Genomic DNA, 11674 nt, shown 5'->3' with positions numbered 1-11674 from the left:
TCCCGTAGCGACAATACCACCGCACTGCCCAAAGGATAATCTCACCCTGAAAATGGCGCCACTTGAAATCTGACATTTCCTGCTCCTGTCACTCAGAACAGGCTATTATCTGTCAAGCAATGTGGTTTTTGCAACAGAGCCGATGAAAGAGCCTGCTCCATCATCGATGGCAGCCTTGAAAAACTACTCGCTTGAAATTGAAATTTCTGTTCAAAATTTTCCGGATTAAAAGGGGAGGGGCGGCAGCTCAAAACGATAAAGCCCCCTCCCCCTTAAACCATCGTCAAAATTTTACTGAAACTGTCTTTCCAGTGTATCCAATGCCAGTTGGAAAACGCCAGCTTGCACATTAGGAATAAGCTGAAGATCGTCAATCGGACTTGCGCACCAGTCTGCTGTCCACACTGCAAATGTGGTATTGCTATCACTAACAGGATAAAGTCGCGCACCGGCATGATAATTGAGCCACGGCATCGGGCTTTTCAATATCCGATAGCGAAAAGAATGTTCCGTGTCGGAAAGTTGCGTGAGCTGTTCCCACAATCGCCCCTCGCCAAACATGAAATCTCTGATGCCTGAAACTTTATCAGAGGCAACCCCGTCGATCATTTCCATATTGCTGATGTCGGGATGCCATCCATCCATACCGGCAAAATCGCGCATCTTGGCCCAGACCTCCTCCACAGGAGCAGCAATTGGCGAGGATGTAAAAACCTTGGCCGGTCTTAGTCCCTGCCACAACGCATCAGCACCTGCCGTATTTTCCTGCCCGCCTATCTTTTTAGCCAATGCAGCCAGACCAGCAGCAAAAACATGCTTTGAGATAATTTCGATATATTTACCGGCATCTTCAGCGGCTTCATCAAATTCCGCCCACCATTGCACAAAAGTACCGCCGGTTTTGCTGACAGGGATTAAATCCATGCCAGCCCGATAGTTTTTTACCGGAAAAGCGGGCTTTTCGAAATTATAAGTAAAGCAGTAGCGGCTATCGTCAAGCGACAGCAAACGCTCGCGAACATGGGTGCCATCCGCAAGCGTAAAACTACGGATGCATCCGACTTCATCCGCAGACTGTCCCCCCTCAATCTCGCTTTCTACAATAGCTGGGTTCCAGTTCGGCAATGCATTGAAATCCCGCACCTCGGCCCAAACGCGCTGAACCGGAGCGTTTATAATTGTGCTGGCATAAGCCTTTGCCATCTTATTTTTCCTTATATCATCTAATAAGTGAGAGCTTTAAAGCGGCGGGTTTGTTCAACAAGAGCCGTTTCGGTCGGTAGCCGCTCCATAGAGCTTGCGCCATAAAACCCGTTAATCTCGGGCGTGTTATTTAAGATATATTGCGCATCTTCTGGTGATGAAATCGGTCCGCCATGACAAAGCACCAGAACATCTTTGCGCACTTTGCGGGCAGCTTCCGACCATTCGGTAATTTCACGCACACAATCATCCAATGAGCGAGCTGTTTCCGCACCAATGGAACCACCCGTGGTCAGCCCCATATGCGCAACAATAATGTCGGCACCGGCGCGGGTCATCTCAACGGCCTCATCAGCTGAAAAAACATAAGGCGTGGTCAGCATGTCTTTTTCATGCGCTGCACGGATCATATCAATTTCCAGCGAGAAACTCATACCTGTTTCTTCAAGATTTTGTCTGAAAATACCATCAATCAACCCGACTGTAGGGAAGTTTTGAACCCCGGAAAACCCCAGAGCTTTCAGCTTGTTCAAATGATAGTCAAGCATCAGAAACGGGTCGGTTCCATTCACACCTGCCAATACAGGTGTGTGACGTGTTACAGGCAACACTTCGCGCGCCATATCAAGTACAATTTCATTCGCATTGCCATAGGCCAAAATCCCTGCCAAAGACCCGCGTCCGGCCATTCTGTAGCGGCCGGAATTATAGATGACGATGAGATCAATACCGCCCTCCTCTTCCGATTTGGCAGACAGACCCGTACCGGCACCGCCGCCGATAATCGGCAGACGGCGGGCGGCCATATCATGGAATCGAGCCAAAAGCCCGCTGCGGTCAGGAACGTTTCTATGCATCATTGGGTAATCTCCAGATAGTTTGCAGCCAGTGCCTCGGCAAAGGCAGGCGCGTTTATGTCATGCTCAATTTCGATCAGGCGGCGGTGGGTGGTCTGCACGAAAGTAGAGCGTATTGCTTCAAACAATGCGGCGTCTGCTTCCGGAGAATAAAAGGGCATATCCGGAACATCGATTGCGGAAACGCCTCCCAGTGGCAGCAATAAGCGCACCGGTCCTTCACATTGGTTAAGTCTGCGGGCAATCCACTGGCCGATTTCTACATTTTCGGCTGGCGTTGTGCGCATAAGTGTAACTTGTGCATTATGCACGTAGAGATTGCGCTCTGCGAATTTGTCGGGAACGGTATCGCGTGCGCCAAAATTGACCATATCCACAGCGCCCACCGATCCAACCCAAGGCCGGCGGGTGCGGGCTGTGGCTCCATAGCGATCTTCATTACACGGGAAAACACCGCCAAACAGATAATCGGCAACTTCAGTGGCAGTCACATCGAGCAGACCGGCAAGCAAGCCTGAATCAAGCAGCTTTTCCATCGATTGGCCGCCTGTTCCCGTGGCATGAAATATAAAAGGTTCGATCTTCCCTTTAAGCAGCCCGCGAAGCTGGTCGACACAGCTTGTGGTGACACCAAACATCGACATACCGACACCCGGCAATTCGTCAGCCTGTTCAAAATTATCGAATCTGATCATACCGGCAATTGCATGTGCGCCATTGGCAATGACCCTGCGGCTGATATTGTTCAGCCCTGCAATGTCGGTTACGGAATACATCATGGTAATGTCGTTGGGTCCGACATAGGGAGCGACATTGCCCGATGCGACCGTAGAAATCATCAGTTTTGGCACGCCCACCGGCAGTGCGCGCATTGCGGTGGTGACCACCGCCGTATTGCCGGAGCCGCCTAACCCCAATACGCCGCCGATATCTGACACTGAGCCAAGCCAAGATGTCAGCGCTTGCGACATGGCTGCCAGTGACAGCCCACGGTCGTTTAAATCCAAGACAGCCCCGCTTCCATCGGGATGGAATTCAGCTAGTTCTCTGGACGTTATATCAGCGCCCGCAACAAATTTCTGCGTGCTGACATCTACAATTTTCGCTGAAATGCCGGATGCACGGATTAAATCACGCGCATATAGCAATTCGTCAGCTTTAGTATCCATTGTGCCGATAATATAGGCTGTTTGCATCTTTCAACCCTTATTTTTATGCGTTTAATGAACCGGACTGTGACGAAGAACTAACCCCGAGATAACGTTGCTGCGCCTCGGTATCATTGGCAAGAATGTCCGACGGCATCGTCGTGGTAATGTTACCTGTCACCATAATAGCCACCTGATCGGCAACACTTGTTGCCACATGCAGGTTCTGCTCAACCAGCAAGATCGACATCCCTTCAGCTGCAATCGCCCGTAATGTGTCGATGAGATGGTCGACAATGACCGGCGCCAGCCCCTCGGATGGTTCATCCATGATCAGCAATTCGGGATTCATCAACAGCGCTCTGGCAATCGCAACCATTTGCTGCTCGCCGCCGGAAAGTTGTCCGCCGCGGTTGCTGCGTCGTTCAGCCAATCGCGGGAAAGTGTCGTAGACCCGTTCGATATTCCACGCGTCCTTGCTGCTTTGGGCAACCAATTGTAAATGCTCATGTACCGTTAATGAAGGAAACAAACGGCGTCCCTGCGGTACAAGCGCAACTCCTGCCTTGGCGACCCTGTTCGGACTGAGCCCCCGAATTTCACGGCCATTCAGTAATATCTGCCCCTGATCAGGGTTCAGCATGCCCATGATCGCATAACAGAGCGTCGTTTTTCCCATGCCGTTGCGCCCGACAAGTGCTAATGGCTCCGGCCCGCAATTCAGCGAAACGCCTTGCAAAATATGCGCTTGTCCAAACCGAACGTGAAGATCGCGTATTTCCAATACAGACATTAGTGGGCGCTCCCGAGATAAATTTCTCTGACGACCGGATTATTGGTAATCTGGTCCGGCACATCCTGCGCGACCACGAAACCATCTTTCATAATTGTCACGATATCAGAATTGCGCAAAGCAACATCCATATCGTGCTCGATCAGGATAAGCGTGAGGCTGGCAGGTAAATCAGCAAGGAGCTTGTTCAATTCCGGTCGCTCAACCGGCGATAATCCAGCCGCTGGCTCATCCAGCATCAGCAATTTCGGATTTGAGGCAAGCGCCATACCAATTTCCACTTGCCGCCGCTGACCATAGGAAATTTGAGAAGCCGTTATATCTAAAAGATGACTGATCCGCATACGATCCGCCATCTCGCGCGCCCTGATCATTGCAGGATCATTGCGTCGGGGGCGCAAAAAAGACATCCGCCCCGGCAAAACACCGCGAACCGCCATGAACAGATTATCAAGAACCGTCAGGCCGTCGAACAAAAGCGAGGTTTGATATGTGCGCCCTATTCCGCGTCTTATGCGTTGATGTGGAGGCACTTGCGTAATGTCGTCTCCAAACAGCAATATACGGCCGGAGGTAGGTGGGAAATCACCCAAAATCGTATTGAATAATGTGGTTTTTCCGGCTCCGTTGGGCCCAAGAATAGCTCTACGCTCACCCGCTTGGATTGTCAGGCTTACATCAGAAACTGCGTGCAATTTGCCAAAGAACCGCCCCACACTTTCAAGCTTGAGTGCTGGCTGTAATGGCCTTTCGCCGGAAACGTGATTGATATGGGCTGTCATGCGGTCATGTCCGTTGTAAATCATCGCTGAGCCAGCCCGAATTTACATTCGGGCTGGCTATGCCAAGCGGTTTAGCTCTTTGGCGAGCAGTCCGGATTGTCACGCGATGGTGCACCCAGATTTAAGAAATCGGCAACATTCATGCCTAAAGTTTGTGTCACAGCCGGTGTGCTGGAAAATGCCTCTGTGCGAAGCGTTCCATTATCATCAACAATGCGCGTCAGGAAAATATCGGAAATCGCCTGGCGATTTTCATCCAATTTTACGGTTGCACCTGTCGGTGTTACAAACTCCACTTTGGACAAAGCCTCCTGAAATGCTGCCTGATTACCGGAAAGGTCTCCGGCAACAGCTTCCAAGGCAAGCAATACTGCGCGCGTATTGGTGTAATAATTCACCGCATGAATTGACGGTGAATCAAAACCATCAGGGAAACGTTCACGATAGGCTGCAACGAATTTTTGCCATTCAGGACTGTCATTAATGTCTGCAATCGGCCCTGCTGACAACATGCCGTCCATGACGCGCTGATGCGGTCCGCGGGCACTGAGAAGTGTCTGATCAGCAGTGATTGAACCACCGTAAACCGGTAAATCGCCACCAGTTTGCGCATATTGGGTTAAGAATGCCAGAGCATCCGTACCACCTTGGATCAGCAGGATAGCCTCGGCATTTTCAGGAATACGGGCGATAATGGAAGAAAAATCCGTTGTATTGAGCGGCGACCATAGTTTGGTCACCTCACCGCCGGCTGAACAATATTCATGCATAAAGCCGAAAGCCTGCGCATAAGGAAATGAGTAATCTGCGGCCACCATAGCCACATGTTTTACACCCAGATCATCATAAACATGCTTGCCAAGTCCGGCCATCCATTGTGTCCCTTCCGTGCTAAAACGGAAGAAGTTCGGGGAAGCATCACGTAAGGTTGTATCAGAAGATGCAGACGAACCATTAACAAATGTCCGGCCTTCAAGTGTGCGCGAATAATCGCGCAATGCTACACCTTCCGCCCCTGAGAGCGGTCCAATAACGATATCGACATTATCCTGCTCGATCAGTTTGCGGGCACGAGCAAGTGCCACATCAGCATCAGCATTCGACGATTCACGGATCCATTCGATTTTCTTACCGGCAATTTCATAACCGATTTCTTCAAAAGCCATTTCCATGGTGCGATAAGCATCTTGACCACCCGTTGCGAAAGGCCCTTCAAGCGTGGTGATCGAACCGATACGAATGACATCATTATCTGCGGCGGCCAATCCAACCATCGCAACACTCGCCAATAAGGTTGCAGCACCTAACTTCAAGCTACGAACCGTTTTATTCGTGATATTTTTCATAAACAAATCCTCCCTTTGTTATTTAATTGCGACTTTTCCCTAAAGTCGTTGGTTTGAATTAATTATTATGTCGGCGGAAATCCAAACGATCGCGGATCAACTTCATCACCCCTAAAACCCCATTCGGCGACAAGAGAACAACAGCCAGAAAAACAAAGCCGATCAATGTGTTAAAGCGATCTCTGTCGTATATTGATGGTGCAAATGTATCGAGTAGCGAGAAAAGTAGTGCGCCGATAAAGGCGCCTGCCGGATGCACCAGACCACCAATCACGCACATGATTAAAACATTGACGGTAGCACCCATGCCAATAGAGCTGGCGGTAATGCCCATATTGTAAAATGTTACCAGCACTCCGCCACATCCGGCGATAAATCCGGCAACTCCGAAAGCAGCAACTCTGTGGGCTGTTGCGTGATATCCAAGAGCCGAAACCCGTCTGGCAGTATCGCGCAATCCTTGAAGGACAAGCCCGAATGGCGATTTGCGTAAATAAACAACCAGAAAATAGAGGATCAACGCGACCGTCAACGCTATATAATAGAAGGTCTTGGGCGATCGGATTGAAGATCCGAACAATTCAGGACCTACGATATTGCGGATACCTTCATAACCATTGAATATTTCTGTATTTGATTGAGCGAAGAGGCCAAAACCGACTGCCAGTGCCAAAGTGATCATCAAAAGATAGATATCATTTGTTTTAACCGCGATCAGTCCGACCAGAAGCCCTGCAAATGTCGCTGCAACCAATGCCAATATGATTCCTACACCCCAAGGGAGCGGATAATTGCCAAGCGGTATGGCTGTCGGTGCATAAATTGCCAGCACATAGCCTGCAACGCCCGCGACCATCGTTTGCGCCAATGAGACGAAGCCGCCATAGGTTGCGAGAAATGTCAGCGACAAGGCCACGATACCGTATGCCAGAGAGCGGCCGAAAATATTGCCGATCCAAAAAGACGAGACCAGCAGAGGCAACAGAAAAAGTAGCGCTACCACGGCCATATTGGCAAGAACAACAGGAGAAACTAGTCTGCGCATTACTGAGCCCTCCCGAGCAGCCCCTGAGGGCGTACAGCAAGGACAACAACCATGATGACAAAAGTGAGAATAACCGAATAGGTCGGGAACAATGCCTGCCCCCATTGTTCAGCCAGTCCGATCAGGATAGCGCCCAGCGCAGTGCCCCCTACCGAGCCCAAACCACCAACAATAACAACAACCAGTGAGGTCAGCAGAAACTTTACGTCCATACCTAAAGATACCGGCTGTGCAGTCGCGGCAATAACACCCCCCAGACCTGCAAGCGCTGCACCCAAAGCAAATACCATGATTGAAATTTGCCTCACATTTCCGCCCGATGCTTCCAGCATCTGCCTGTCATCCACACCGGCACGGATCATAATGCCCAATTTGGTGCGGTTAAGCACCAGCCAGAGCGCCAGACCGACGAAAAGTGCCAAGCCAACCTGAAACAGACGGAATATCGGGTAACGACCAATGCCTGGCACATATACCGGACCAAACAATGCATCGGGTGCAAAAAACTGGAAAGGGCTTCCGCCAAACTGAGCCAAAATCTGATCGGCGATGATGATTGACAGCCCGATAGTGACCATTGCCTGTCGTAAATCCTGCCCTTGCATCCACCCCAAAAAGGCAACCTGCATTACAATGCCGACAATAGCTGCAGCGGCCATACCTGCCGCAATCGCAGCATACCAAGCGATGGAGTAAGTCGATTCATTGGTATAAAGCGGATCAAACACCGCAAAACCGACATAGGCACCAATAAGATAAAGGGAGCCGTGCGCCATGTTAACGGTACGCATCAACCCAAATATTAGTGAAAACCCGCAGGCAACGATAAAATACAGTGCCGCCAATGTTAATCCATTGAGAGTTACAGTCAGAATAAAGCTTAGAGACAATAGCTCCCCCTTCTGTTCTTTACTTGAAAGAACAGTATTCATTATTTTTATTTCATATAACTTCTTACACCAGCATAGTGGCCGTTGATTATGATATCTTCCAGTGCAAAATCATCTAATTTTGGGTAATATTGGGTAATTTTGACATTGTGTCTATGATGTCGGAGCATAAATTCATATTGAATGAATGAACTGATCACTAAAACCGTATCAAATGTTTCGATATTTTTGGGATGAATGCTTTTGAGTGCTTATCGGGTAAAATTGCTGGCGGCTCCGCCCCTTCCATCTGCTGAGGAAGAGGACGTTATTATCTGCCCCGGCCTGGCCGGACTGCCACGTCATGGACTTGAAGTTGCAGCATTGTTACCCATTTCCGGTATCAATGACCGCGCCCTGTCGCTACTGGAAAATGGTGATCAGTTACCTGATGCATCGCAGGGCAATGAACATTGGTCATCAAAGACAACATTGGCTCTTATGATGGCTGATCCGTTTTTACTGGCGCAATCACTGTTTGAACCGTTGCGTCATCAAAAAATTCAACGAATAACCAATTATCCCACCATCCAACTCCATGATGGAGACAGCATGAGAGGCTTCGAGAGCGCATCGCTAGGTTTGACCCGCGAAGTCGAAATCATGGCGGCTTTCTGCGAGGCAGGTTTTAGGGGCACCGCATTTGTGACCAGTCTCAACGCGGCACGGCTTATGCTTCAAGCCGGTGCAGACACCCTCATCCTGCATCCGGGCTTATATTTGCGTGATTGGCGCGTTCGTGCCACTTCGGCCAAACTCATCGACCAAATATTACGTAGCCTACGGCTGGATGAAAATCTTAAAAAACAAATTCTGATCATGCGGCCTGATGGCTACGGCACAGAACTGGATACTGTTTTCACGCAAGCCGACGGCATTGTGGAGTTTGGTTTCTAATCAGCGCAGCAGTCCCAGACTTCGCATTCGATTATAAAGCGTTTTGCGTGAAATTCCGAGAAAGTCAGCAGTCTCGCCGCGGCGGAACCTATTGCGCCGCAATGCATCAAGCAGCCATTCGGCCTCGGTCATAGGATTGAGCGCTGCCGTTGGCGGCGCTGCAGGTGACATCGTATTATTTTGAACGACCGGTGTAAAATTTAATTCGGAAGCACCGATCATTCCATTTTTTGCCCGCATGGCCGCTTGTTCGATTACCTTGCGTAATTCTCTAATATTACCCGGCCAATCATGGGCATAAAGTTTTCTAATGGCATCAGGAAGCAACTCCAATCGCGGCGCCATCTGCGCTCCGGTGGGTGAGAGCGGAACGAGTTGAGATAAATAATGGCGTGAATAAGCCAGCACATCTTCAGGCCGGTCACGTAAAGACGCAATTCGAATTATTGCAGCTTGGAACAAGTGCAATATAGCCAGATTGAAATCACGTTCGGGCGCACTAATCAATATTAGCCGCGCACCTGACGCCTTCTCTTCTTTGCCCAACGCTCCCCTTTCCTCCTCCCAATCTTGAATGATGCTCAATGCTTCCACACTGAGATCTTGAGCATTATCAATGACAATTGTGCCCCTTTCACGCAAAAGGAGAGCCTCATGCCCGTAACGCGTTGCTGTTGCATGCATTTTTTGGAACTGCATTTTGCCTGTTGCATAGCCGGATGTTCCCAACAGCACCTTTTCCGGTGCACGATTGACTTCGGCTGCCTGTAGTTGAATATACGTCCCGCCTCGCCGACCCAAAACATGCAGGCTGCGTGCCGCCGTCATACGCCCCGTGCCAGCCTCGCCAATAATCAGAACCGGCAGGTCAAGCATTGATAGTCGATCAATTTGGTCAATAACGGTTAGCATCGCTACTGACTGCCCTACAATACCAGTCAGCCTCCGGATTTCCACATCCGTACGCGTTTGATCTTGCTCAACCTCACGTAATCTTCCAACCGTTTTAAACGCTGAAGTCATTTGATAAATTGCCGTTTCAACCGGCAATCGATCAAAAGTTGAACCCCCGACATAGCCATCAGCCTTCGCATCATGCCAGACGCGATACATGTCTGAAGGCGTCACAATTGGACCTCCTTCCAACAGGCAGATTAAATCCGGATTAGAGTGTCGCAACCGCCGGAAAATGCGCCTTGCGCGATCCGATGCTTCATCCAGCGTAAATTCCTGCGCTACATTACGCATTCCACCGGCATTCCAGCCAAAATTCAAACATAAAATATCAATTCCAGCCGATTCCAATGCGGCGACTTCCGCCATCGTTTTAGCATAACCAAATGCCCCCAAGCCGACATCTCGGGCATGGCGAAGCATTTCCACTTCACGATCAAACCCCATGCCGCTTTCTTCCAAAGCTTGGCGAAAGCGGCCGCTATAATGAATAGAAGTCGGAAAATTGGCGACACCTGCATAGCCTGCCTTGGCTAGATTTTCGACCAATCTTTCCAAGTCCAATCTGGGATCAAAACAAGCCGCTCCAAAAAACACAGGGGTTGAAACGCGTCCGAGCAGTTCTCTTTGCGCAAATTCATCTGTTAATTGATTGGCATCGGCGAGGGGGAGCATCGATGCTAAAGATGGCGCGCCCATCACCCGATAACGCCCTGCATTCAGGGCGAGTATAAAGTCAGCCCCGCCTCGTGCCGCAGGCACCGCTGCCATGCCAGCTCCTATGGCCACCCCCACAATAGGTTCACCAACGATTAATTTACTACGCACCAAGTCAGCAAATTTATACATATTACCTATTGAGTTACCGATCCAAAGTGAAGAGACGCAATTGAGTGAGTAATAGTGACAACTGCTGCATAGGTAGCAAATTTAATCATTGCTATTATTATCAATTCGATATTTCCTGATGATAAGCAATAGGGCCCTCGATCCAAAATATGGAAAATTCAAGCGACCAATTTGACCTAGGCTTGCGCATGTTCCCTGCTGGGAACTATTTTTGAAAACGTATTTCGTGTATTTAGACCGCTTATTTCTGCATAAGGAAAAGTGATCAAATAACAATGTTCCCAGCTGGGAACAGCAGCATCGCGCATAGTTTTTATATCAAACCATAAATATGCTCCCACGATTCATCAATAGCTGTATGAGGATAACTATGCTTTGATGGAATAATATTAAATTATTGATCATTGAAAGGGCGCTATGTTTCCTGAACACAAAATGCGGATAGCTCTGTCTTTAAATAATAATTTGTTTTTATTTTTCTTGGTTTTTTCAACATTCACATTACCAAATTTTGCTCAAGCACAACCTTCCGGCATCGACAATGTTGTTTGGAAAACATCAATAAGTTCGGCCCCTACACCATTTAATCCTGTTAACCTTTATGGCGGCGTCATCCGGTATCTAACTCCAGACAACGAGATAATCAGAATTACTGTCGGTGGCAGCACGGTCGAACTGAATTTTTCAGATTTGGTTGAGGAGGCAGCGAATGGATGGAACCAGCAATTAGAGTGTAGTTGCCCCCGAAAGATCGGCCATTTTTACTGGTTAATTTTCTCCGCGATAAACTCACGGGGTGAACGATATCCTAAAGCTTTATGTGGGTGAAGCTCATTGTAATGCTCGAACCATAAATGCAATGATTTGATAA

11 protein-coding genes and 1 pseudogene are annotated in these 11674 nt (G+C 49.0%); 1 reads left to right on the top strand and 11 read right to left on the bottom strand.

Features of this window, described 5'->3' with window-relative positions; genetic code table 11:
• The 9 genes and pseudogenes from FHS77_RS14905 to FHS77_RS14865 form a co-directional block, all read right to left on the bottom strand.
• Nucleotides 1–76: pseudogene (locus tag FHS77_RS14905) on the bottom strand (IS6 family transposase); the annotation flags it as partial.
• Between the two features lie 215 nt (nucleotides 77–291).
• Entirely contained in the window at nucleotides 292–1203 is a 912-nt protein-coding gene (locus FHS77_RS14900; protein ID WP_184224723.1) for an SRPBCC family protein, read from the bottom strand.
• A gap of 20 nt (nucleotides 1204–1223) precedes the next feature.
• On the bottom strand, nucleotides 1224–2063 hold the full coding sequence (locus FHS77_RS14895; protein ID WP_281383614.1) for a phosphoenolpyruvate hydrolase family protein: 840 nt from the start codon (nucleotides 2061–2063) through the stop codon (nucleotides 1224–1226).
• The gene (locus FHS77_RS14890) at nucleotides 2060–3256 is read right to left on the bottom strand and encodes a Tm-1-like ATP-binding domain-containing protein (RefSeq protein ID WP_184224722.1); all 1197 of its coding nucleotides are present in this window, start codon (nucleotides 3254–3256) and stop codon (nucleotides 2060–2062) included. The genes FHS77_RS14895 and FHS77_RS14890 overlap by 4 nt, the downstream gene beginning before the upstream one ends.
• 16 nt (nucleotides 3257–3272) lie before the next feature.
• Entirely contained in the window at nucleotides 3273–4001 is a 729-nt protein-coding gene (locus FHS77_RS14885; RefSeq protein ID WP_184224721.1) for an ABC transporter ATP-binding protein, read from the bottom strand.
• A complete protein-coding gene (locus FHS77_RS14880; RefSeq protein WP_184224720.1) occupies nucleotides 4001–4783 on the bottom strand; it encodes an ABC transporter ATP-binding protein in 783 nt (260 codons plus the stop codon). Before FHS77_RS14880 ends, FHS77_RS14885 begins: the two co-directional genes overlap by 1 nt.
• Before the next feature lie 71 nt (nucleotides 4784–4854).
• Entirely contained in the window at nucleotides 4855–6129 is a 1275-nt protein-coding gene (locus FHS77_RS14875; protein ID WP_184224719.1) for an ABC transporter substrate-binding protein, read from the bottom strand.
• A gap of 58 nt (nucleotides 6130–6187) precedes the next feature.
• Nucleotides 6188–7174: a branched-chain amino acid ABC transporter permease gene (locus FHS77_RS14870; protein WP_184224718.1), complete on the bottom strand. Its 987-nt coding sequence runs from the start codon at nucleotides 7172–7174 to the stop codon at nucleotides 6188–6190.
• On the bottom strand, nucleotides 7174–8106 hold the full coding sequence (locus FHS77_RS14865; protein WP_184224717.1) for a branched-chain amino acid ABC transporter permease: 933 nt from the start codon (nucleotides 8104–8106) through the stop codon (nucleotides 7174–7176). The genes FHS77_RS14870 and FHS77_RS14865 overlap by 1 nt, the downstream gene beginning before the upstream one ends.
• 201 nt (nucleotides 8107–8307) lie before the next feature.
• Here FHS77_RS14865 and FHS77_RS14860 point away from each other — a divergent pair, with 201 nt between their 5' ends.
• Nucleotides 8308–9000: a phosphoenolpyruvate hydrolase family protein gene (locus FHS77_RS14860; RefSeq protein ID WP_184224716.1), complete on the top strand. Its 693-nt coding sequence runs from the start codon at nucleotides 8308–8310 to the stop codon at nucleotides 8998–9000.
• Here FHS77_RS14860 and FHS77_RS14855 read toward each other — a convergent pair whose 3' ends face one another.
• Together FHS77_RS14855 and FHS77_RS14850 are read right to left on the bottom strand one after the other, a co-directional pair.
• Entirely contained in the window at nucleotides 9001–10803 is a 1803-nt protein-coding gene (locus FHS77_RS14855) for a phosphoenolpyruvate hydrolase family protein (protein WP_184224715.1), read from the bottom strand.
• Between the two features lie 761 nt (nucleotides 10804–11564).
• Nucleotides 11565–11674 (bottom strand): integrase core domain-containing protein (locus FHS77_RS14850; protein WP_184224714.1); only part of this gene is annotated, 110 nt, incomplete at its 5' end.

Origin of the sequence: Paenochrobactrum gallinarii, from assembly GCF_014205685.1 — a bacterium.
GTDB classification, from domain to species: Bacteria; Pseudomonadota; Alphaproteobacteria; order Rhizobiales; family Rhizobiaceae; genus Paenochrobactrum; species Paenochrobactrum gallinarii.
Note: the sequence above shows the minus strand (reverse complement) of the source record. Positions and strands in the feature narration are given on the sequence as shown.

Bases quoted from the DNA above. Each gene is read 5' to 3' on its own strand.
- FHS77_RS14900 (WP_184224723.1), bottom strand. From the start codon at position 1,203: ATGGCAAAGGCTTATGCCAGCACAATTATAAACGCTCCGGTTCAGCGC.
- FHS77_RS14895 (WP_281383614.1), bottom strand. From the start codon at position 2,063: ATGATGCATAGAAACGTTCCTGACCGCAGCGGGCTTTTGGCTCGATTC.
- FHS77_RS14890 (WP_184224722.1), bottom strand. From the start codon at position 3,256: ATGCAAACAGCCTATATTATCGGCACAATGGATACTAAAGCTGACGAA.
- FHS77_RS14885 (WP_184224721.1), bottom strand. From the start codon at position 4,001: ATGTCTGTATTGGAAATACGCGATCTTCACGTTCGGTTTGGACAAGCG.
- FHS77_RS14880 (WP_184224720.1), bottom strand. From the start codon at position 4,783: ATGACAGCCCATATCAATCACGTTTCCGGCGAAAGGCCATTACAGCCA.
- FHS77_RS14875 (WP_184224719.1), bottom strand. From the start codon at position 6,129: ATGAAAAATATCACGAATAAAACGGTTCGTAGCTTGAAGTTAGGTGCT.
- FHS77_RS14870 (WP_184224718.1), bottom strand. From the start codon at position 7,174: ATGCGCAGACTAGTTTCTCCTGTTGTTCTTGCCAATATGGCCGTGGTA.
- FHS77_RS14865 (WP_184224717.1), bottom strand. From the start codon at position 8,106: ATGAATACTGTTCTTTCAAGTAAAGAACAGAAGGGGGAGCTATTGTCT.
- FHS77_RS14855 (WP_184224715.1), bottom strand. From the start codon at position 10,803: ATGTATAAATTTGCTGACTTGGTGCGTAGTAAATTAATCGTTGGTGAA.